The following is a 21,959-nucleotide window of genomic DNA, read 5'->3' on the forward strand; positions in this document are numbered from 1 at the left end:
CATGCCTTTTTTTGTGGCTGTTAGATAGCAACCATCTGTTAATCCAGCACAGTGGGTTGCGGTGTGGCGGCTAGCGGGGATCGACGTTATCCAGCGCCCGATTCGCCAGCAACGAACCCAGCTCGATCAATTGCTGGATCCCGAGGAGGACGTGGCGGTTGGAGCCCTCCATATCGAAAGCCAGTTCATTGACCATCGCATCGGCTGAGGCCAGGGTTTCGCTGAGGTTGGCCAGCAGGCATTCGTTGTCGAGGTCTTTCACGACGGTGAATAGCTGGCCGGGCTTGATGGTTTCTTTAGGTCTTGTTGGTTTGGGCTTTAGATAAAAGTCCAATGCGCGGGTAGCGGCTTCTTCGAGTTGCTTGGCGTTCAGGCCGTCCAGATAAGGAGAGTTGGGGTCTGCTTCTGGAGGGTTTGGCGTTATCTTGAACATCGTTGCGTTACCTTTGATTAGGCTGCAACCATCTCGCTACTAAACGAATGGAGGCAGCTGTGCGCAAGTTAGTAGACCGGTAAAGGCAACGGAACCCGGCGCGCCCGAGGGCGCCTCGCGCACAGCCACCATCGAGTGCAGGCAATGCCTGACTGATGAGACTCATGCAGCCGTTGCTATTACCGAGCTACTAAACCCGACCACTGATGGGCAGTGGCAGGCAAACGATAGAGCCCGGGGGCAAGGCGCACAAGCCGGCGGATTCTGGCGTAGTTGTAGGCAAAGGCGCAAGGATGTGTGGCTTGGTGGAAGGCTAAGGGGCAGCGAATAAACACCCCCGCCGAATTCACCCAAAAACCCGTGGCGAGGGAGCTTGCTCCCGCTCGGCCGGGCTGGCGCTCCAGCGCGCAGCGACCGCAATCGGTTGACGCGATATTTCTGTAGGACCGCGTCGGGCCTTTCAGGGCGACTGCCGAGTTCTTCTACCCCTCGACTAGGGCATGCTCATCAGCGCCATTCTCAGGCGCTTGATCAGTTTCGGCGACTTGAGGCAATCGGCCGGGCGTTTGTCGCCCAGGGCGGGCACGGACCGTTCCAGCCACTGTAGCGCTCTCTCGCGTCCCATTTTCCCGCAGAGCACGACGGCCATGTCCAGGTTGTCATCCATGGCCTTGGCCAGTTCCCGGGCGTCATCGTTGAGGTAATCCTCTTCGTACACTTGCACGAAATTCTGCCAATCGGCATCACCGACGTATTCGTCTTCCAAGCCCATTCTAAAAACCTTCGAAAGAGATCAAGTTGCTGCCGGTCGGGTTTCGGGCCGACGGCGCCAGGATCCCATCATAGCCGTTGGCCTTGGCCCAGGCGCCGATCTGATGGGTCTGGGTGTATTTGTTGCCGGTGATGCTTTTGAGGGATACACCCAGTTGCTTGCGCACATCGGCCCGGGTCAGGTCCAGGACGTTATTGAGTTGCACTTTTTTGCTCACTAGCACCCGCGTGGACAGGTCGACGCCCCCGTGGGCGGGAAAAGAGCATTGCCAATGCCCTCGCATATATTGCTCAACCCCTTGTCAGCCCCGGTCTTGCTCATGGCGAGGCCGACCACGGCGCCCACCACCGCGCCGAGCAGGAAGCAACCCAAGCCGCCGGTTGCAACAGTAATACCCGTGGCCGCCACCACGGCAGCCGTCGCCACCGCGGTGATCGCTATGTTCGCGGCCACTTCCAGGACGCCGCCGAGGATATAGGCCATCATCGAGGTGTGGTTCAGCGCGTCGCCTAGCCGGGCGGCCCAGAGTGCATCAGACATGCAATGTGCTCATCAAGCCGGGACGTCGAATACCAGCGAGCCCTTGATCGTCGCCCAATGCGCCGCTTCGGCATCGCCCAGTTTCTCGGCTTTGACGTAACTCAGGGCAAGCATCTTGCGCGTGCCCGGCAATACCAGCGCCAGTTGATACTGGAAGACTTTTTCGTTGCCCTTGTTGAACTGGCTGCGCAATTCAATGGCTTCGACTTCCTGGTTGGCGCCCACGCGCAGGGTGGCGCCCGGTTGGCAGCGCAAGTCCTGGACTTGTTTTTCCAGGCGCTTGAGCTGGTCGTCGAGGTTGCTTTGCAGGGTTTCGCCCTCGGCCAGCAGGCTGCGGCTGACGATCAGGGAGGTGCCCAGCTCGGGAAACTTGAGGATGTTGATCGAGGCGTCGAGCAACTCGCTGGGCGGCAGTTGAAGTTGGAATTCGTTGAGGCGGTAAGTCATGGCGCATAAATCTCGAAATTAGCCCTTGGGGAACGCGGCGCTGATGTTGGCGTCGATACTGCCCTTGACGCCTTGGCCGTCCGGCGTGGCACCGGGGCCGCCGCCATTGTTCAGGTGCAGCACGCCGCCGGTGTTGAACTCGGCGTCGCCGCTGGCATAGAAGCTGATCTGCACGCCGGTCAGGTTGATCTGGCCGCTGGCGTTGAGCTCCAGAATGCTTTCACCGCACACCAGGCGCAGGTTCTCGCCCACTTCGATGACGTAGCTCTGGCTGATGCTGTCAGTCTTGCGCTGGCCCACCGAGAGGATGTCCTCCTGCTTGACGATGCGCAGGCGGTTGTTGCCGATGGTCACGGTTTCGTTGTGGCCGATGCTCTTGTTGCGGTCGTGGCCCACCGAATGGCTCTCGTCCACCTCGACCACGATGTCCTGGTTGCGCTCGGCATGGATGTACAGTTGCTCGGCGCCTTTTTTGTCTTCCATGCGGATTTCGTTGAAGTTCGCCGGCGTGCCGCCCTTGCTTGAACGGCTTTTCATGCCGCTCTGGGTGGCGTTCTCGGGCAAATCGTAGGGCACGGTCTGCTCGGCGTTGTACACGCGACCGGTGATGATCGGCCTATCGGGATCACCTTCAAGGAAGCTGACAATCACTTCCTGGCCGATGCGCGGAATCTGCATCGAGCCCCAGTTCTTGCCGGCCCAGGATTGCGACACACGAATCCAGCAAGAGCTGTTCTCGTTGGATTGGTCGTGACGGTCCCAATAGAAATGCACCTTCACCCGGCCGAACTGATCGGTCCAGATTTCCTCGCCCTTGGGCCCGACCACCATTGCGGTTTGCGGGCCCTTGACGATGGGGCGGTGGGTGATCGCCATCGGGCGAAAGCTCTGCTGGGCGTCGATGCAGGTCAGGCTGCTTTCGAATTGCGCCGAAGGCGCGCCGACGCCGCTTTCACCGCTTTCCTGGGAGAGGTAATAACGCGCGCCGACAATCAGGTATTCGCGGTTCTGGTCCTGGCGCGTGAAGCCAGTGAGGCTGAACAGATGCCCCGAGCCCAGGCCCCGGGCGTTGCCTGCCAACTCGACTTGTTCATGCAGGGTCTGCAAGGCTTCGATGCGGGTGCGGGCGTAGTGTTCGCCGTCTTCGCTCTGCACGTAGGTGCCCGGGTAGTCGAACAGCGGATAGTCGCCAGCGGCGTGCGGCCGGGGCATGGCCGAGCGCACGTCGATGCGTGCGCTGGGGCGCTGGAAATCATAGTCGTTAAGTTCCAGCGAACCCGGCTGGACTTCCTGCGCCAGGTGCCAGTCGTGGATGTGGTCGCGTTCGCGCTGCTGCTCGTTCTTCGGGTAATAAGGCACCGATCCGTAGCCGGGCGCGGCGGTGTGGGCGCCGTAGGCGTCGGCCAGCACCAGCACGTGGCGGCCCTGCTCATGGCGGAAGAAGTAATAGATGCCTTCCTGTTCCATCAGACGGCTGACGAAGTCGAAGCTGGTCTCGCGGTACTGGACGCAGTATTCCCACTCGCGATAGGGCCGGCTGAGGGCGTCTTCGAAATCGGAAAAACCCAGGTCGCGGAACACTTGCTTGATGATCTGCGGGATGGTCAGGTTCTGGAAAATCCGGCAGTCCGAGGTGCGCGTCAGCAGCCACAGCCACGGGCGCAAGGTGGCTTGATAACTGGCGAACTGGCCCTGGTCGACGTTCTGGCTGAAGCGCGCGACGATGCCGTGGAAATGCCGCTCGCCACCGCCATCGAGTTGCAGGCTCACGCACATCGGCTTGCCGAGTACCTGGTTGAGGTCGATGGCGTTGTCCAGCGAATGCAGCTGCAACTCATAGTTGAACAGCCGCCCCAGCTCTTCGCCGCCGCCCATATCCTTGAGCAACAGCACCTCGGGACCCAGGGGGCTGGTGATCTTGGCCAGGCGGGAGGCTTGATTCAATAGCATGGGTCGTCCTTATCGCTGCCGCAGTCCTTTGGATGCTGCGCAAGATTGCCGGCTTTCGAGGCTGAAGATCAAGCGATCGCGCCCTTCGACAGCCCGTGCACAGGCAGGTAATCACCGGAGAAGTGACGCTGATCGCATAATGTAGTTTGTTACGCGGGGCAGAGGAACCCGGTTCTTGATTGTTGCCAGGCATTACTTGAATATCTGCTCCTTCGCGCGTCACCTCACGTCCATGGAAAGCGATTACTGTGACTTCCTACCGCATTCAAGAAGCCGATCTCGACATCCCCGATGCCTGGCAAGACCAGAGCATCAATATTTTCAAGCTGCCGGCTATCGGTCCTGCCAAAGAAGCCAGTTTTGTGATCAGCCGCGACGCCAGCCAGGGCGACGCGCCCTTTGCCGAGTACGTGGATCGCCAACTCAAGAGCGCGGAGCAGCAATTGCCGGGTTTCAAGCTGGTCCAGCGCTGGGACACGGTGTTGCAGGGGCTCACGACCACGTTGCTCGATTACACCTGGCAACGCGAGGGGCGCGACCTGATGCTGCGCCAGGTGTTCATCGAGCGTAAGCCGGCGGTGCTGATCACCACCTTGACCACGACCCCGAACGACTTCCCTTATCACGAGCCGGCCTGGAAGCTTGCGATGCATTCGTTCAAGCCACAGCCTCCGATTGCTTGAGCATCGATACGACCCACTGAGCACTCAGTCACATCAGTAAGGTAGTTGCGCGCAATGGATGCACAGGCAGCAGCACGTCTGGGAGATGAAATCGCCCACGGGTTCGGGTTGGCCGCGATGGTCGCCGGCGCCGTGGCCGGCGCCTTGATCGGCGCGGCGGTCGTTGCCGCGACGGTCGCCACCGGCGGCGTGGCCCTGGCGATCATGGCCGGCTCGATTGCCGCTGCGGCGGCTTGTCGATGTTCCAGATCGTCAAGGGCCTCTCCACCATCTTCAACCTGCCCGAACCCACCACGGGGGCGTTGATCATGGGCAGCTTCAACGTCTACATCAACGACCGCAATGCCATGCGGGCGGGCGAAGACGTTTCGTCGTCCTGCACCGGGCTGCCGATGAACCATCCGATCTGGCCCTTTCCGGTGCTGATCGCCGAAGGCAGCGCCACGGTGTTCATCAACGGTAAACCGGCGGCGCGCCTGCACAGCAAAATGGTCTGCGGTGCCCACATCAAGACGGGTAGTCCGAACACCTTTATCGGCGGGCCGACGGTGTCGGTGGCGTTTGTGCTGGACCTTGAAGGGTGGATGCATTCCGGGTTGGAAGTGTTGGGGTTGGCGGCGGCGGGCGGAGCCTTGTTGCTCGCGGCTTTTGCCGGCGCTGCCGCTTTCTTCGGCGCCCTCGCCGTCGGTGGTGCGTTGTATGTCGGCATGGAGCTGCTAGGTGATTTGGGCGACCGTCTCGGCCCCGGCTATCGGGACTTGTTCCAAGGCGTGGCAGGCATGGCCCTGCTCGGTGCTGGTCCGAAGCTGGCACGTAAGCCCATGACGGCGGCCGAGCGAACGATCCTGGCTCGTCAGCGACAGGAGCAGATGCTCAAGGACAATCGAGGATTCAACATTAGCCCGACGGCATGGGATACATACCCTACGATTGGCCGGGCCGGTACTTTTGTTTCTGACAAAAAAGGCATCACCGACGTTATCGGGAATTTTTCGGGTCGTTCCAAGATCACCATCAGTGGTAAAAAAGCTGCAGAACTGGAGCGCGCCTTTGGTTTGGAAAAAGATGCGCTTAAAGGCGGATTCAAGATCAGGCAGGTCGATGATGTCGTGGGGCGCATGCCCAGAAGTCCGATGGAGGGGAACCAATATTTCCTGGGACCAGGCAAACACTTGCCAGGTGGAGCTCCAGAAATGGTTGTCGAATCGATTCCAACCAAGGATGCGGACGGTATTACCACTTTAACCGAGGTATTTGTCAGTGATTAATGATGTGTTGAAGGCGTACGTGGAAAAAGCGGACGGTGACGTGATTCGTGTTCAAGTCATCGATAACGCCTTGGATTCGCCTTTGCGGACCATTGGTTTTTCGAATGCGGCAGAGAAAGATAGCTACGTTCTGCAGGTCGCGGACAACAAGCAAAAGGCCAAGGTGTTCGATGAACTCCGTTCATTAGGCGTGGCCTTTTCTGCGGGCAAGGAATGGTGCCCGTCCGAAGTGTTCGAATACCTTCGCGATGAGCAATTGCTGAGCGGCAAGTACCTGCGAGTCGCATGGACGCAGCCCGGTCAGTACCGGCTTACGAACGAGTGAAATTTGCGTCCTTGGACAACGTATTACTGCTGGCCCTGGCCAATGACGAGTTGGATAAATTCCTCGTCGGCGAGCCGTTCTATTTTCAAGAAGCCAAGAATGACAATGCTGAACCGCAGAACGTCGTCGCGGCTTTCGATCAACTTGTGCTGCGTTATTGGCAACAAACTCACGACAGTCAGTTTCCCGGGCGCTTCGTGGCGGCTTTGCTCAAGATTCTCGCGACCTACCCTGACCGCAATCGGGCGATTTATGTCGCTGCGGTGTGGGTCTGGTACTACCAGTTTTGCCTGAGCAAAAAGCAGGCACGACCCGAGGGGCTTTATGCCGACCTCTTCGAGATCGACATGGGCGCCGTGGCGCTGGCCCTTCAGAGGCAGCTTGAGCTCAACAAGGCTGAGTTGGTCCAGGATACGCGTTGGGCCGGTGCCAGTTGGAACAGCCAGAACGGTTTGTGGGGGCCACTGATGCGCACAGCCCTGGTCGTCCGGGACAAGCTGGGCGGCCCTGATTTTGTGCCGGCCAATCTCTGAGCGATTGATTCTGTATTCGGGGCTATCGGTGAATCCGTGGCGAGGGAGCTTGCTCCCGTTTGACCGGGCTGGCGCTCCAGTGCGAAGCGCTCACAAAAGGGGCTGCTACGCAGCCCAGCGGGAGCAAGCTCCCTCGCCACGGTGAACCTCAGGGCTTGGCCTTCGCCGGGAACAGCGCCTTCACCGCCGCGTCGATAACGCCCTTGATGCCCTTGCCCTTGGGATCCACTTCGCTGGCGCCACCGGAGTTGAGGTCCAGGCGCCCGCCGGTGTCGATGTTGCCGTTGCCACTGGCGTAGATGTTGAACGCGGTGCCCGAGATGTTGATCTCGCCACTGGCGTTGAACTCCAGCACGCTCTTGCCACACACCAGTCGAATCTGCGAGCCCGCCTCCACGAGGTATTGGGTGCTGATGCTGTCGCTCTTGGTTCCGCCGACGAGCAGGGCATCGTTGCACTGCACGGCCCGCAGTCGGTCTTCGCCAATCCGCACGGTTTCATTGCGGTCGATGTTCTTGCGCCGGTCGCGGCCCACCCAGTGGCTTTCATCCACTTCCACGGCAATGTCCTGGTTGCGCTCGGCGTGGATGTACAGCTGCTCGGCGCCTTTCTTGTCTTCCATGCGGATTTCGTTGAAGTTCGCCGGCGTGCCGCCCTTGCTTGAACGGCTTTTGGTGCCGCTCTGCGTAGCATTGGCGGGCAGCGCATAAGGTACGGTTTGCTCGGCGTTGTACACCCGACCGGTGATGATCGGCCGATCGGGGTCGCCTTCGAGAAAGCTGACGATCACTTCCTGGCCAATGCGCGGGATCTGTACCGAGCCCCAATTTTTCCCGGCCCAAGCCTGCGACACTCGAATCCAGCAAGAGCTGTTCTCGTTGGATTGGTCGTGACGGTCCCAGTAGAAATGCACCTTCACCCGGCCGAACTGGTCGGTCCAGATTTCCTCGCCCTTGGGGCCGACCACCAATGCGGTTTGCGGGCCCTTGACGATGGGGCGGTGGGTGATCGCCATCGGGCGAAAGCTCTGCTGGGCGTCGATGCAGGTCAGGCTGCTTTCGAACTGTGCCGACGGCGCGCCGACGCCGCTCTCGCCGCTTTCCTGGGACAGGTAATAACGCGCGCCGACGATCAGGTATTCGCGGTTCTGGTCCTTGCGACTGAAGCCAGTGAGGCTGAACAGATGCCCCGAGCCCAGGCCCCGGGCGTTGCCCGCCAGCTCGACTTGCTCATGCAACGTCTGCAAAGCTTCGATGCGAGTGCGCGCATAGTGTTCGCCGTCTTCGCTCTGCACGTAGGTGCCCGGGTAGTCGAACAGCGGATAGTCACCCGCCGTGTGTGGGCGCGGCATGGCCGAGCGCACGTCGATGCGCGCGCTGGGGCGTTGGAAATCATAGTCGTTGAGCTCCAGCGAACCCGGCTGGACTTCCTGGGCCAGGTGCCAGTCGTGGATGTGGTCGCGTTCGCGCTGCTGCTCGTTCTTCGGGTAATAAGGCACCGATCCGTAGCCGGGCGCGGTGGTGTGGGCGCCATAGGCGTCGGCCATCACCAGCACATGGCGACCCTGCTCATGACGGAAAAAGTAGTAGATGCCTTCCTGTTCCATCAGGCGACTGACGAAATCGAAGCTGGTCTCGCGATACTGGACGCAATATTCCCACTCGCGATACGGACGGCTGAGGGCATCTTCGAAATCGGAAAAACCCAGGTCGCGGAACACCTGCTTGATGATCTGCGGGATGGTCAGGTTCTGGAAAATCCGGCAATCAGAGGTGCGCGTCAGCAGCCACAGCCAGGGCCGCAGCGTGGCCTGGTAACTGGCGAATTGGCCCTGGTCGACGTTCTGGCTGAAGCGCGCAACGATGCCATGAAAATGTCGCTCGCCACCGCCGTCCAGCTGAACGCTCACGCACATCGGCTTGCCGAGTACCTGGTTGAGGTCGATGGCGTTGTCCAGCGAGTGCAGCTGCAACTCATAGTTGAACAGCCGCCCCAACTCTTCGCCGCCGCCCATGTCCTTGAGCAGCAGTACCTCAGGTCCGAGGGGGCTGGTGATCTTGGCCAGGCGGGAGGCTTGGTTGAATAACATCGAGGGTCTCGTGCAGGTTGAATAGCTAAAGGAGCGCAATCCCCCAATGTGGGAGCGGGCTTGCTCGCGAAAGCGGTGTGTCAGCCAACATCAATGTCGCTGACAGATTGCATTCGCGAGCAAGCCCGCTCCCACAGGGGATAGAGGTGTTCCTAACAGTCAGGCCGCGTCGCTGAAATCGTACTTCAGTTCGTTGTCCACGGCACTGATCCGCACACCGGCCAGGGCCTTGCCTTCGAGCATGCGAGTCAGGAACTCGCGGCTCATGTCCGGCAGCAGGCTGTTGGTCAGGATGGTGTCGATCATGCGCCCACCGCTTTCGGTTTCGGTGCAACGCGAGACAATCAGGTCGATCACCGCGTCGTCGTAGTCGAAGGCCACTTTGTGTGTGCTCTCCACGCGCTTCTTGATGCGGTTGAGTTGCAGGCGGGTGATGGCCTTGAGCATCTCGTCGCTGAGCGGGTAGTACGGGATCGTCACCAGGCGACCGAGCAGCGCCGAGCGGGAAGATCTCCAGCAACGGCTGGCGCAGGGCCTTGGCAATTTCTTCCGGCTCTGGGACGTTTTGCGGGTCCTTGCAGACCTGGGCGATCAGCTCGGTGCCGGCGTTGGTGGTCAGCAGGATCAGGGTGTTCTTGAAGTCGATCACCCGGCCTTCGCCGTCCTCCATCACGCCTTTGTCGAAGACCTGGAAGAAAATCTCATGCACGTCCGGGTGGGCTTTTTCCACCTCGTCCAGCAGCACCACGCTGTACGGTTTGCGCCGCACGGCTTCGGTCAGCACGCCGCCTTCGCCGTAGCCGATGTAGCCCGGTGGCGCGCCCTTGAGGGTGGACACGGTGTGGGCTTCCTGGAACTCGCTCATGTTGATGGTGATGACGTTCTGCTCGCCGCCGTACATGGCTTCGGCCAGGGCCAGGGCGGTTTCGGTCTTGCCCACGCCGGAGGTGCCGGCGAGCATGAACACGCCAATCGGCTTGCTCGGGTTATCGAGGCCGGCGCGGGAGGTCTGGATGCGCTTGGCGATCATCTGCAAGGCATGGTCCTGGCCGATGATGCGTTTCTTCAGGTGCTGGTCGAGGTTGAGCACGGTTTCCAGTTCGTTGCGGGCCATGCGGCCCACCGGGATACCGGTCCAGTCGGCGACCACCGAGGCCACGGCCTGGTAATCAACGGTTGGCAGGATAAGCGGGTTCTCTCCTTGCAGGGCGGTCAGGCGCTGTTGCAGGTCCACCAGTTTCTCGCGCAGTTCGTGACTTTCGTTGTCGGAAGCTTCGCTGCTGTCTTCGCTGTCCACCACGCCAACGCGTTCGCGCAGGGTGGCGCGGGTTTCCAGCAATTCGTCCACCAGGGTTTTCTCTTCGGCCCAGCGGCTTTCCAGTTCGGCCAGGCGTTCGCGCTCAGCGCTCAGCAGGCTTTCGCTGTGGGTCTGGCGAGTGCCGATGACCACGCCAATCGCGTGTTCGCGGGCGATGATCTGCAGCTCGGTTTCCAGTGCTTCGATGCGCCGCAGCGGCTGTCGTCCACTTCGGCCGGCACGGCGTGCAGGCTGATGGCGACGCGGGCGCAGGCGGTGTCCAGCAGGCTCACGGATTTGTCCGGCAGCTGGCGTGCGGGAATGTAGCGGTGGGACAGCTTGACCGAGGCTTCCAGGGCTTCGTCGAGGATCTGCACCTGATGGTGTTTTTCCATGGTCGAGGCCACGCCGCGCATCATCAGCAGGGCTTTGTCTTCCGACGGCTCGGCCACTTGCACCACTTGGAAACGACGGGTCAGGGCCGGGTCTTTTTCGATGTGCTTCTTGTACTCGGCCCAGGTCGTGGCGGCCACGGTACGCAAGGTGCCGCGGGCCAGCGCCGGCTTGAGCAGGTTGGCCGCGTCGCCCGTGCCGGCGGCGCCACCGGCACCCACCAGGGTGTGGGCTTCGTCGATGAACAGGATGATCGGCTTCGGCGAGGCCTGGACGTCTTCGATGACCTGGCGCAGGCGCTGTTCGAATTCACCTTTCATGCTCGCGCCGGCCTGCAACAGGCCTACATCGAGGCTGCGCAGTTCCACGTCCTTGAGGGACGGCGGCACGTCGCCGGCGACGATGCGCAGGGCGAAGCCTTCGACCACGGCGGTCTTGCCCACGCCGGCCTCACCGGTGAGGATCGGGTTGTTCTGCCGGCGGCGCATGAGAATGTCCACCAGTTGGCGGATCTCTTCGTCACGGCCAACTATGGGGTCGAGCTTGCCGCTGCGGGCCTGCTCGGTGAGGTCGACGGTAAAGCGCTTGAGGGCTTCCTGTTTGCCCATCGCACTGGGGGCCATGGCGCCGCTGGCTTCGCCCGGCACGCTGCCCGCGTTGAAACCGTCGCTGGCGGTCAAGGCGTTTTCCGGCGAGTCGCCGACGTATTCGTCAAAGCGTTCGCTCAGGGCTTCGACCTTGACCTTGTCGAACTCCGACGACAGGCCCAGCAGCGCATGGCGCAGGCTCGGCGTCTTGAGGATGCCGAGCACCAGGTAACCGGTGCGCACCTGGCTTTCGCCGAACATCAGGCTACCGTAGACCCAGCCGCGTTCCACGGCTTCTTCGACATGGGAGGACAGGTCGGTGATCGACGTCGAACCCCGTGGCAAACGGTCCAGGGCCTCGGTCAGGTCACGGGCCAGGCGCGCCGGCTCGATGTTGAACTGGCGGATGATGCGGTGCAGGTCCGAGTCCTGCAATTGCAGCAACTGATGAAACCAGTGGGCCAGTTCCACGTAAGGGTTACCGCGCAACTTGCAGAATACGGTGGCGGCTTCGATGGCTTTGTAGGCCACGCTGTTGAGTTTGCCGAACAACGCGGCGCGACTGATTTCACCCATGCTCATGGCTCCTTGAGGTCTGTGAGGTGTTGGCCTGTTCGGCGTAATGCCTGGCCAGTATTAGATCGTTGGCATCTTTTTCAGGACGTCCCAGCCAGGTGTTGAAGCCCAGGCGGAAACGGCCATTGAGTTGTAGTGCGGGCACTTCGGGCTGTTCCAGGACCAGGTTGAGGTCCCAGTCCAGCTCGTGGCCCAGGTATTCGGCGACCCAGGCCACCAGCTCGTTGAACGGTTGGCTGCCGGGCAGCATGCCCATGTAGTCGACGAGCTTGAGCGGCCCCAGGCGAATGCGGAATTTGTGCTGGCGATCCCAGACGAACCGGCCCAGGCAGAAGTCCACGCCCAGTTGAGCGTTGACGCCCACGCGGCTGCGTTCCGGTAGTTCCAGCCATTGACCGACGTATTCTTCGATCTCCACCGGCAGGCCGAAGTACTCGCTGAGGATCGCCTTCAAACCGTCCGGGTAGCGGGTTTGTGCCGACAGGTGGCCGCTGTAGTGCAGCTTCGCCGTGTCAGGGATCAGCCCCTGGTTGAGCAGGCTCGGCATGCCCCGGCCGCTGAGTGCCGCCAGGCGCGCCGACCAATAGTCATCGTCCGGGCGGTCGTGGCTGACCGTTGGCCGTGCTTCGGCCCAGGCCCGGTAGAACAGGCTGAGCAGGCGATGGTGGAACACGTCGAGGAAGCGCTTGCTGGTGCTGTCGCCGTTGTTGCGCTGGCGCTCGCGTACGTACTCGGTGATGTGCAGCGGCATCGGGCCGTTGGGGCCGCCGAGGCCGAAGAAGAACTGCTCCAGGCGCGCGGGCGTACCGTCGCCGCCCGGTTGCACCGAGGCAAGGGTGGCCGGGGCGAAGGTGCAGTCGGCTTGTTGCCCGAGGCGCAACGGGTCATCGGCCAGGCGCAGGGAATGGCCCAGGCGCGGCAGCTCGGGGGTTTCGCATTCGATGCGCCGCAACGCCTGGAAGAAGTCGTATTCCCAGGGTTCCTGGTGCATCGCTTCCAGGGTACTCACAGGGTCGGACGACGTCCGGGCTTGGCTTTCCATCGCATGATCTCGCCGCGTTCGGTGGTACGGATCACCGTCTCGGTAAAACTGTTGATCGACACGTAGCGTGCCAGGAAGCGTTCCAACACCGCGCCGAGCAGGAACACCCCGGTGCCGCGAAACGCGTTTTCATCGAATTCCAGGGTGATCTCCAGGCCTCGTCCGAAGACGATCGGGCCAGGCATCGGCAGGCGTCGGGTGCAGGGCTTGCTGCTGACCTCGCGCAAGCCTTCGATCTGCAATTGCAGCGCCGCGTCGTTGCTGTCGCCATACAGGCGCAGCAGTTCGCGCAGGGCGGCGGCGCCTTGGCCTTGTTCGCTCAACGACAAGTAGTTCAGCGACAACTGGCTGATCAGCCGCCAGGCCTTGGCGTCGTGGGCGTGGCTGGCCCGCGGCCGACTGGGCCCGGCGACGCAGCGCACCGCGCCCACCGGGGCACTGTCGGCGAGGGTGAAGTCGGTCTTGCCGTTGCCCACGCTCATGAACAGCGGCAGGTCGCGGTTGGTGCACAACGCGGTCACGCCCAGCTGGCGCAGGTCGTGGCGGTAGGGCGCTTGCTGGCTGTCCACCAGGCTGACAAAGGTCTCGCTGCCGACATAGGTCGAGCGCGGCCCGTTGCGGCGCTGGTCGCTGGACAGCACGCGGGGTTCGCGCCGTACGGTGTAATAGGCCTTGTCGCGCCCATAGCGGGACGGATCGCGCACGGCATAGAACGGCAGGAAGGGTTGCTCCGGCCCGGTGCCGTGGCCGGTCAGCCCGGTCAGCGAATGCACTTCGAAATCCATCGGCCGGGTGCGGTCGGCAATCACGTGGTGTTCATTGACCCGGTCCGACAAGTGAATGCGGTCCAGGCGCTTGGGAAACAGGTTGATCGCCGGGGTGCAGAACGGCAGGAACTGCGAGGCGCCGACGCTGCCTTCCAGGCTCGGATCATGGCGGTCGAACAGCACGATCAACTCCAGTTCCTGGCCGTCGCAGCGCTTGACTGCGCGACTCAACTGGGTGAAGTCGACAAACAGGAAACGGTGGGGCAGGGCGAAGTATTCCTGCAACAGGCGATAGCCCTGGAACGCCCGCGACACCACTGGCAGGGCGGCTTCGGCGTCATCGAAACCCTGGGAGCGCAACGCATCCTGCGGCAGCCGCTCGACCCAATTGCCGCCCGGCTGGCGCGCAAACACCGCGCAGGCGTTACCCAGCAGTTGCTCGTAAAGGCGGAAAGGTTGCTCGTCTGCACCGCTGAGGTACAGCGGCAGGTTGTCCAGGGCCAGGCTGTTGAACGGCAGCTCGGCGCCGGTGCGCAGGGTCAGGCGCAGGCCAGCCTTGGCTTTCGGTTCGCTGGCGGCCAGGCGTCCAAGCACGGCGGACGGGTTGCCGAAATACTCGGCCTGGCTGACCTGCAGCGGCCACAACGTCACCGCGTGGGCAGTGCGGTACTCGCAGCAGGTCTGGGATTCGCGACCCAGGGCGGCGCGCATGATGGTGTCGCGGGGCAGCGGGAAACCACTGCTCAGGGAGCCTTCGTCCGGGTCGGCCTGCATCTGCACCACGGTCATCGACGGTGTCGGCGCCAGGTAGTGCGGGTAGGCGATCTCCAGCAGGTTGTGAGTGAACGTCGGGTATTCGGCGTCGAGCTTGAGTTGCACCCGCGCCGTCAAATAGGCGAAGCCTTCCAGCAGGCGCTCGACGTACGGGTCGGCGCAATCCATGCCGGCCAGGGTCAGCCGACTGGCGATCTTGGGGTATTCCTTGGCGAACTCCGCGGCGCTTTCGCGCACGTGGTGCAGTTCCTGGTTGTACAGCTCCAGCAGGCGCGGGTTCATGGGCGTCTCCGCTGGTCGGCGTTGACCACGCGCACGTGGCCGGTTTCCAGGTCCAGGTCGGTTTGCAGCATCAGGCGCAACGGCACCGGCTGCGCCCAGAGGTCGCCTTCGATCTCGAAGCTCAGGGCGTTGTGGTTCATCTCGGCCGTCGCCCGGGCCCGCACGCGCAAGGTGTGGCGCAGGATGCGCGGCTCGAACGTGGCGATGGCCTGGTGGATCAGGGTTTCCAACGCGGGGACGTCAACGTTCGAAGCACTGTTGCCCGCCAGCGCCGGCAGCCCGAAATTCACCACTGAGGTACCCGCCGGGGTATGCAGCGTGGCATCGGCGTCGAGCAGCGAGGTGGTGTTGAGCAGCCATGCCAGGTCACGCAGCACCGAGGCTTTCAACTGGGTCAGGGAGAGCACGCGCTTGTCGGCGCTTTCCTTGGGGTTGGTCGGATCGTCGTCGGTCAACCGGTCCAGCAGGGACGGTTGCAGGCGATCGCGGGTGGCGATTTCGGTTACCACGTGAAAAGGCCCGTGTAATCCTTCTGGTCACCTGTGCCAGTCATGCAGCTGGCAGTACGAGCGATTATCGAGGGTTCGAGTTGTCCATTGATCTGGCGTATGGCGCGATACTCGGAGCGACACTCCTGATTGTTATGGGGGCCAGCAGATACATGGACAACGATGACAATAGGCACCTCGCCGAAGGTCTCGACGTGGGGTTTGCCTTGTCGATCGACCCTGAACTGGCAGGGCCAGGCCAAGTCGAGTGGCATCAGGGTCTGGTCGGGTTTGCGCAGCGCGCAGCGCGCCTGGTCGTTCGCCAGCTTCAGCGTTTGCCCGCCCATCGAGACGATCTGCTCCACCGCTAGGGAGGGCGTTGCCGAGGGGGATTGCTCCTGGGCACAGGCGGTCAGGCTGGTCAACAGGCAGCCGACCCATATCGCGCAATGGGCCTTGATCATACGAGCTCCCAGAACCAGATCGCTCGGGCTCGATAGGCCGGATCGTCATAACCTAGGGTCAGGCCACGGTTCCAGAGGTCGATATGATCTCCGGTGCGACCTTCCGAGGCTTCTCCCACTTGCTGGAAACAATCCTTGAAGAAAATCAGGCCAGTCTTGTCTTGCAGCTTGCGCCGGTCCGCGGCCGTTCCGCCAAGGATCAACGGGCGGCCCAGATGATGTTTCCACAGCCAATTTGCCAATGACTCGGCCCCACGTGCATGCCCATGGGCGCATTTGGGTTCGGTGTAGGTGGACTTGTTGACCTTGATGGTCAGTTCAGTATTGAGCGTGATGCTCATGCGAATCGCGCACTGGTTTGCCCAATGGCCGTCGCAAGGTTTCGCGTCGGGATAGGTCACCAGCAAATCGGAATACGCTTTCCACAAATTGATAAACGAAGGCTTGGCCATGACTCAGACACCGGACAGAAAGGGATGGGATGCGAGCAAGCACCAAACACCCCCGGCGCGAGGCACCGGGGGTGTGTTCGATTACACCTTGACGTTCTGACGGATGTTCCAGCCGAACTTGACCGGGCCGCCTTCCTTGGTGCCGTCGGCTTTCTGCGGCTGGTAGTCGACCAGCACCTTGGCGAAGTTCAGGGTGATGTTTTCAGTCAGGCGATCATCGCTGCCCGAGCCACCGGTGCTCAGGGAAGTGATCAGCACTTCTTCCAGGTTGATGATCATGTACTCGACCTGGCTTTCACCACCGGCCTTGCGCACGGTCAGCTTGACCTTGTCGACGTGCTTGCCGCTGGCGCAGTGCATCATCAGGTTCGGCGAAGCCTTGTCGACGTACTTGGTCAGCGACAGGTCCTGGATGTTGACCTTGCCCGCGCCACCGCCGCTGCCGACGTGCATGTTGCCGGACTGGGACATGCCCCAGCTCCAATTCAGGACGTCGATCTCGTCCTTGTGGGCCTTGTCCATGGACTCGCCCTTGATGTCGCCAATCTTGATGAAAATATCAACAGCCATGTTTTCTCCCTGTGTGGTCTCTACCACATTGTTTGGTTGACGCTGACCTTGCGAAATTACTTTGAATGTCAGTCAAGACACCGAACCTGTGGGAGCGGGCTTGCTCGCGAATGCGGTGGGTCAGTCGACATCGATGCTGGCTGATCGACCGCCTTCGCGAGCGAGCCCGCTCCCACACAGGAGCGAGCCCTTTCCAACAGAACCTCTGTTTACGCGCCCTTGGCCGAAGGCAGTTTCGATACCAGGCGCAGCGACACGGTCAGCCCTTCGAGCTGGTAGTGCGGGCGCAGGTAGAACTTGGAGTTGTAGTACCCCGGGTTGCCTTCGACTTCTTCGACGATCACTTCGGCGGCAGCCAGTGGATGCTGGGCCTTGGTGGTCTCGGTGGAGTGCGCCGGGTCACCGTCGACGTAGTTGAGGATCCAGTCCTGCAACCAGCGCTGCATCTCGTCCTTCTCTTTGAAGGAACCGATCTTGTCGCGCACGATGCACTTCAGGTAATGGGCGAAACGGCAGGTGGCGAACAGGTACGGCAGGCGCGCGGCCAGGTTGGCGTTGGCGGTGGCGTCCGGGTCGTCGTATTCGGCCGGTTTCTGCAGCGACTGGGCGCCGATGAACGCGGCGAAGTCGGTGTTTTTCTTGTGCAGCAGCGGCATGAAACCGTTCTTCGCCAGTTCCGCTTCACGGCGGTCCGAAATGGCGATCTCGGTCGGGCACTTCATGTCCACACCGCCGTCGTCGGTCGGGAACGTGTGGGCCGGCAGGTTTTCCACTTCACCGCCCGACTCCACGCCACGGATGCGCGAGCACCAGCCGAAGTGTTTGAAGGAACGGTTGATGTTCACCGCCATCGCGTAGGCAGCGTTGGCCCAGGTGTACTTGGAGCTGTCGGCGCCGTCGGTGTTTTCTTCGAAGGCGAAGGCTTCCACCGGGTCGGTCTTGGCGCCATACGGCAGGCGCGCCAGGAAACGTGGCATGGTCAGGCCGATGTAGCGCGAGTCTTCCGATTCACGCAGCGAACGCCAGCCGGCGTATTCCGGGGTGGTGAAGATCTTGGTCAGGTCGCGCGGGTTCGACAGTTCCTGCCAGGAGCCCATGCCCATCACGGTTGGCGAAGCAGCGGCAATGAACGGTGCGTGCATCGCGGCGCAGACTTTCGACAGCTCGCCCAGCAGTTCCACGTCCGGTGGCGACTGGTCGAAGTAGTAGTCGCCCACCAGGCAGCCGTAAGGCTCGCCGCCGAACTGGCCGTATTCTTCTTCGTACATCTTCTTGAAGATCGGGCTCTGGTCCCACGCGGTGCCCTTGAATTTCTTCAGGGTCTTGTGCAGGTCAGGCTTGGAGATGTTGAGCACGCGGATCTTGAGCTGCTCATCGGTCTCGGTGTTGTTGACCAGGTAGTGCAGGCCACGCCAGGCGCTTTCCAACTGCTGGAAATCCGGGTGATGGATGACCTGGTTGACCTGGGCGGTGAGCTTGGCGTCGATGGCGGCGATGATCGACTCGATCGACTTGATGGCGTCGTTGGACACCAGGTCGGTCTGCGCCAGGGCCTGTTCGGCCAAGGTGCGCACGGCGGTCTCGACGGCTTCGCGGGCGCGTTCGGTCTTGGGTTTGAATTCTTGCAGCAACAGCGAGGCGAACTCGCTGGTTTCTTCGGTGGCGCCCAGGTTCTGGGGCTGATTGTCGCGTACCAAATCGTTCATGATCGTTAGTCCTTAAGCCTTGGGCTCTGCGTCGGCGGGCTTCGGCGCGCTCGCCAGGGCCTGCAACAGCGCTGGGTCCTTGATCGCCTTCATGATGATTTCCTCGGCGCCGGTCTTGCCGTCCATGTAGGTCAGCAGGTTGGCCAACTGAGTGCGCGCTTCGAGCAGCTTGTTCAGCGAATCGACCTTGCGCGCCACGGCTGCCGGGCTGAAGTCGTCCATGCTTTCGAAGGTCAGGTCCAGGCTCAGGTTGCCTTCGCCGGTCAGTTCGTTAGGCACATGGAACGCCACGCGCGGCTGCATGGCCTTGAGGCGCGAGTCGAAATTGTCGACATCGATCTCGAGGAACTTGCGATCGGCCACCGGTGCCAGAGGCTCGGCGGGCTTGCCGGCGAGGTCGGCCATGACGCCCATGACGAAGGGCAACTGGACCTTTTTCTCGGCGCCGTAGAGCTCGACGTCGTACTCGATCTGCACTCGAGGCGCGCGGTTGCGCGCGATGAATTTCTGAGAACTTTGCTTCGCCACGTTGCTGCTCCTGGTCGCTTGAGCGACGGTGTTGGCGTCATCGGGGGTACCTATGACGTGACTGCGTGATCCGCTCGCTTTTTATTCGCTTTCCGGGCCGCGCAGGTTTTCAAATTGACTCATGCCGTCGGGAATCAGATTGCGCACGATCGCCGCAAAGTCGGCGTGCACCAGATTCTTCGCCCGGTTCAACAGCACCGGCAGCGGGCTGGAGGGCTCGTGGCGGGTGTAGTACGCCAGGATCCGGTCCAGGCTGCGCAGCACGTCGTCACGGTTGTTGATTTCCCCCGGGACGGTACTGCCGCGCGGCGCGCTCGGTGCGCTGGGGTGTTCAGCCGGCGCGGTGTGGTCGGGTTCGACGGGATCGGCGAGGTCGCTGTCGCCGCTCTGTGGGGCGAACTGACCGAGAATCTGCAGGGCCATCTTCAGCGGTTGTTTCAACGGGCCGAGGTCCACGCCCTGGGCGGAACCGACCTGGTCGCTGACTTGCTGTTCGATGGTTTCGGCGGCGCTGCGGGCTTCCAGCAGGGCGGCACGGATGGTTTCCAACTGCTCGGGATCGCTGTCGAGCAGGGCCCCGGCAAGCTGTTCGGCACCGAGGCTTTCATCGGCAAAACTCTGCAAGCCGCTGGCATTGGCGGCGGCGCGCAGGCTGACGGCACCGAATGTCCGTGAGCGGGCCAGGATGCTTTCACGCAGCAAGCGAATGGTGACGTCCGAGGTCAGGCCGGCGAGGGCGTTGATGCGCACGGTGGGGTCATTGTCGTCATCGGCGTCCAGGCGCGGATGCAGATCAGCCCAATACTGCTTGAGCAGTTCGCTGATCAGCGTCAGTACGCGGGCGAGGCCGGGAATGCCTTCCAGGGCCAGGGAGCTTTGCAGCAGGAAATGGGTGATGCGCAGGTCTTTGCTGCGTTGCAGCAGGTCCAGGCTCTGCTGCTGGATGCTGCGCCACTCGGGAGGTTCGGCAGGCAGGATCGAATCGCCCATGCTGCGCTCGGGTTGGCCCCGAGAGTCGCGTTCCAGGCGCAAGAAATCCGCGTCATATTCCAGGTCTTCACCGCAAGGCGAATTCGCGGAAACGGCGGCGAGCAACAAAGGCACATCCACTTGGATCGATCTCCCTATCACCCGCTGAAGAAGTCGGGCAGTGCACACGCAAGTTTCGGATGAAACTCCACATGTTCCTTGATGATAATGGCGCTATAAGTGCGAGATGATCTTAAAGCGCCATCATGTATATTCAAGAAGTTGTGCATTTTTGGTGTAGTACTTATCCGTTGTCAAGGTAAGCTATTTCGCCGATGTGACAGTTGTGAGGTGCTTAACAACCCGCGCGACCCATGGGTCGAAGCGCGCACCGATGCAGGGTTTTTGTCATGCGGGCCGGTTAAGATCAGCAATCATGCTGGCAAAAAGCCGTTTCGGGTTGTTTGCAAGGTGTGTGGCGCATAGCCGGCGCCGCTCCCAATGTATCGTCGGCGACAAGAAGTATTCAGCAAGGAGGCGAGATGCCGCTGTGTTTGACTATCACTAGTTATCACAAGATTACCCCCGGACAGTGCTCTGAAAAGACCTTGGGCCAGGGAGTGATGGCAATTGGCCGCAATTCCGATAATGACTGGGTATTACCGGATCCGGAGCGCCTGGTCTCGGGCAAACATTGCGTTATCCAATATAAGGACGGGCGCTATTACTTGACCGATAACAGCACTAACGGTGTGGAATTGGTCAAGGCCGGTATTCGCTTGCGCAAAGGCAACAGCGAGCCGTTGCAGGACGGCGAAGTGATCCGCATCGGTGACTACGAGATCCAGGCGCGGGTGGACTTCGACCTGCCGATGACCGACAGCAACCCGTTCGCCGAAGCCCCCAGCAGTTTCGAAGCCTTGATGGGACGCCAGAGTGCCCCCGTGCATACGCCTTCGCCAATGCCCGTGAGTACGCCGGCGCATTTCCAGGGTGTGTCGTCGATGGACACGCTGCCGGACCTGTTCGATTTTCTCGCGCCGACCAGCGTCCCGCCGGCCACCCAGCCGGACCACGTGCCGGCCGAGCAGCATGATTTCCGTCCGCCTACGCCGATTCCACGCCCGAGCCCACCACCGGTGGCTGAGCCAGTGTTCGAGCCGGTGGCCGTGACGTCCGCCCCGGTCATCCCGGATGACTGGGACCCGTTCAGCGACAAGCCTGTGGCGGTGGCGCCGATGCCCGTCGCGCCGCTGCCTGAGCCGGTTTCCATGCCGGCGCTGCCGGTGCTTGAACCAGTACCCCCGCCGCCGATTCCTGTGGTTGAAGTTGTTGCGCCGATTGAATCCGCGCCACAGCAAGAAGCGCCGGTCAGCCGCGTCGAGCCGACAGCCACCCCGGCGCAAACCTCTCAACCGGACCTGCTGCAAGCCTTCCTGCGTGGCGCCGGGCTGGATCAGCTGCGCCTGGACAAGGCCAACGCCGAAGCCCAGATGGAAAGTATCGGTCGCAGCTATCGGTTGATGGTCGAAGGCCTGATCGATGTACTGCGCGCCCGCAGCAGCCTCAAGGGTGAATTCCGCATCCAGCAGACGATGATCCAGCCGGTGGAAAACAACCCGCTGAAGTTCGCCCCCAATGTCGACGAAGCGCTGCTGTTACTGCTGCGCCATGGCAACCAGGCGTTCATGGCGCCGGATGCGGCGGTGCGCGACAGCTTCGATGATCTGCGCGCCCACCAGCTGGCGGTGATGGCCGGTGTGGAAGCGGCGATCAAGCATTTGCTGGCGCGTTTCGAGCCGGCGCAACTGGAAGAGCGCATGGGCAAGCCCGGCGGGCTGTCGGGCATTTTCAGCGGCTCGCGACAGGCCCAGTACTGGCAGCAATTCACCGAGCTCTACAGCAACATTTCCCGGGAAGCCCAAGAGGATTTCCAGGACCTGTTCGGTCGCGAATTCAGCCGCGCCTACGAAGAACACAGCACACGACAGCGACGCCGTTGAGCGCCGCCGTCTTATAACAAT

19 protein-coding genes and 3 pseudogenes are annotated in these 21,959 nt (G+C 61.7%); 5 read left to right on the top strand and 17 right to left on the bottom strand.

The window, feature by feature from the left end:
• Positions 1 to 70: 70 nt before the first annotated feature.
• From AB4N42_RS03665 to AB4N42_RS03690, 6 genes and pseudogenes are all read right to left on the bottom strand, one after another.
• Entirely contained in the window at positions 71 to 433 is a 363-nt protein-coding gene (locus tag AB4N42_RS03665) for a DUF6124 family protein (RefSeq protein WP_198796190.1), read from the bottom strand.
• A 493-nt stretch (positions 434 to 926) separates the two neighbouring features.
• Entirely contained in the window at positions 927 to 1,205 is a 279-nt protein-coding gene (locus AB4N42_RS03670; protein ID WP_030138223.1) for an antitoxin Xre/MbcA/ParS toxin-binding domain-containing protein, read from the bottom strand.
• 1 nt (position 1,206) lies between these two features.
• Entirely contained in the window at positions 1,207 to 1,422 is a 216-nt protein-coding gene (locus tag AB4N42_RS03675) for an RES family NAD+ phosphorylase (RefSeq protein ID WP_460115882.1), read from the bottom strand.
• Positions 1,423 to 1,451: 29 nt separating this feature from the next.
• Positions 1,452 to 1,745 (bottom strand): annotated as a pseudogene (locus AB4N42_RS03680) (hypothetical protein); the annotation flags it as partial.
• 12 nt (positions 1,746 to 1,757) lie between these two features.
• Entirely contained in the window at positions 1,758 to 2,192 is a 435-nt protein-coding gene (locus AB4N42_RS03685; RefSeq protein WP_030138226.1) for a DcrB-related protein, read from the bottom strand.
• An 18-nt stretch (positions 2,193 to 2,210) separates the two neighbouring features.
• Positions 2,211 to 4,142, bottom strand: coding sequence for a type VI secretion system Vgr family protein (locus AB4N42_RS03690; RefSeq protein WP_030138227.1), 1,932 nt, complete (start codon positions 4,140 to 4,142; stop codon positions 2,211 to 2,213).
• A gap of 248 nt (positions 4,143 to 4,390) precedes the next feature.
• On the opposite strand from AB4N42_RS03690, the gene AB4N42_RS03695 reads away from it, so the two are divergent.
• From AB4N42_RS03695 to AB4N42_RS03710, 4 genes and pseudogenes are all read left to right on the top strand, one after another.
• On the top strand, positions 4,391 to 4,825 hold the full coding sequence (locus AB4N42_RS03695) for a DUF1795 domain-containing protein (protein WP_030138228.1): 435 nt from the start codon (positions 4,391 to 4,393) through the stop codon (positions 4,823 to 4,825).
• Positions 4,826 to 4,879: 54 nt separating this feature from the next.
• Positions 4,880 to 5,640, top strand: a pseudogene (locus AB4N42_RS03700) (PAAR domain-containing protein); the annotation flags it as partial.
• Positions 5,641 to 6,085: 445 nt separating this feature from the next.
• On the top strand, positions 6,086 to 6,418 hold the full coding sequence (locus AB4N42_RS03705; RefSeq protein WP_051065889.1) for a hypothetical protein: 333 nt from the start codon (positions 6,086 to 6,088) through the stop codon (positions 6,416 to 6,418).
• The gene (locus AB4N42_RS03710; RefSeq protein ID WP_198796196.1) at positions 6,379 to 6,951 is read left to right on the top strand and encodes a hypothetical protein; all 573 of its coding nucleotides are present in this window, start codon (positions 6,379 to 6,381) and stop codon (positions 6,949 to 6,951) included. The genes AB4N42_RS03705 and AB4N42_RS03710 overlap by 40 nt, the downstream gene beginning before the upstream one ends.
• A gap of 148 nt (positions 6,952 to 7,099) precedes the next feature.
• Here AB4N42_RS03710 and AB4N42_RS03715 read toward each other — a convergent pair whose 3' ends face one another.
• The 11 genes and pseudogenes from AB4N42_RS03715 to tssA all read right to left on the bottom strand — a co-directional run bounded on the left by AB4N42_RS03715 (position 7,100) and on the right by tssA (position 20,076).
• Positions 7,100 to 9,040, bottom strand: a complete 1,941-nt coding sequence (locus AB4N42_RS03715; RefSeq protein WP_460115883.1) for a type VI secretion system Vgr family protein — start codon at positions 9,038 to 9,040, stop codon at positions 7,100 to 7,102.
• A gap of 159 nt (positions 9,041 to 9,199) precedes the next feature.
• A pseudogene (tssH, locus tag AB4N42_RS03720) lies at positions 9,200 to 11,893 on the bottom strand (type VI secretion system ATPase TssH).
• Positions 11,886 to 12,935, bottom strand: coding sequence for a type VI secretion system baseplate subunit TssG (gene tssG, locus AB4N42_RS03725; protein WP_030138234.1), 1,050 nt, complete (start codon positions 12,933 to 12,935; stop codon positions 11,886 to 11,888). Before tssG ends, tssH begins: the two are co-directional and overlap by 8 nt.
• Positions 12,899 to 14,758: a type VI secretion system baseplate subunit TssF gene (gene tssF, locus AB4N42_RS03730; protein WP_030138235.1), complete on the bottom strand. Its 1,860-nt coding sequence runs from the start codon at positions 14,756 to 14,758 to the stop codon at positions 12,899 to 12,901. The genes tssG and tssF overlap by 37 nt, the downstream gene beginning before the upstream one ends.
• Positions 14,755 to 15,267 (bottom strand): type VI secretion system baseplate subunit TssE, encoded by a 513-nt coding sequence (tssE, locus tag AB4N42_RS03735; protein ID WP_323155761.1) that lies wholly within the window; start codon positions 15,265 to 15,267, stop codon positions 14,755 to 14,757. Before tssE ends, tssF begins: the two co-directional genes overlap by 4 nt.
• Positions 15,261 to 15,710, bottom strand: coding sequence for a hypothetical protein (locus AB4N42_RS03740; RefSeq protein WP_030138237.1), 450 nt, complete (start codon positions 15,708 to 15,710; stop codon positions 15,261 to 15,263). Before AB4N42_RS03740 ends, tssE begins: the two co-directional genes overlap by 7 nt.
• Entirely contained in the window at positions 15,707 to 16,162 is a 456-nt protein-coding gene (locus AB4N42_RS03745) for a T6SS effector amidase Tae4 family protein (RefSeq protein WP_030138238.1), read from the bottom strand. Before AB4N42_RS03745 ends, AB4N42_RS03740 begins: the two co-directional genes overlap by 4 nt.
• An 81-nt stretch (positions 16,163 to 16,243) precedes the next feature.
• A complete protein-coding gene (locus AB4N42_RS03750) occupies positions 16,244 to 16,732 on the bottom strand; it encodes an Hcp family type VI secretion system effector (RefSeq protein WP_030138239.1) in 489 nt (162 codons plus the stop codon).
• 209 nt (positions 16,733 to 16,941) lie between these two features.
• Complete coding sequence (gene tssC / locus AB4N42_RS03755) at positions 16,942 to 18,438, bottom strand: type VI secretion system contractile sheath large subunit (protein ID WP_030138240.1); 1,497 nt, start codon at positions 18,436 to 18,438, stop codon at positions 16,942 to 16,944.
• A gap of 12 nt (positions 18,439 to 18,450) precedes the next feature.
• Positions 18,451 to 18,966 carry a type VI secretion system contractile sheath small subunit gene (gene tssB / locus AB4N42_RS03760; RefSeq protein ID WP_025216163.1) on the bottom strand — a complete coding sequence of 172 codons (516 nt, stop codon included), beginning with the start codon at positions 18,964 to 18,966 and terminating at the stop codon, positions 18,451 to 18,453.
• Between the two features lie 81 nt (positions 18,967 to 19,047).
• Entirely contained in the window at positions 19,048 to 20,076 is a 1,029-nt protein-coding gene (tssA, locus tag AB4N42_RS03765; protein ID WP_407682902.1) for a type VI secretion system protein TssA, read from the bottom strand.
• 401 nt (positions 20,077 to 20,477) lie between these two features.
• On the opposite strand from tssA, the gene tagH reads away from it, so the two are divergent.
• Positions 20,478 to 21,938 carry a type VI secretion system-associated FHA domain protein TagH gene (tagH, locus tag AB4N42_RS03770; protein WP_030138242.1) on the top strand — a complete coding sequence of 487 codons (1,461 nt, stop codon included), beginning with the start codon at positions 20,478 to 20,480 and terminating at the stop codon, positions 21,936 to 21,938.
• Positions 21,939 to 21,959: the final 21 nt, after the last annotated feature.

Source organism: Pseudomonas sp. H2_D02 (assembly GCF_054677635.1).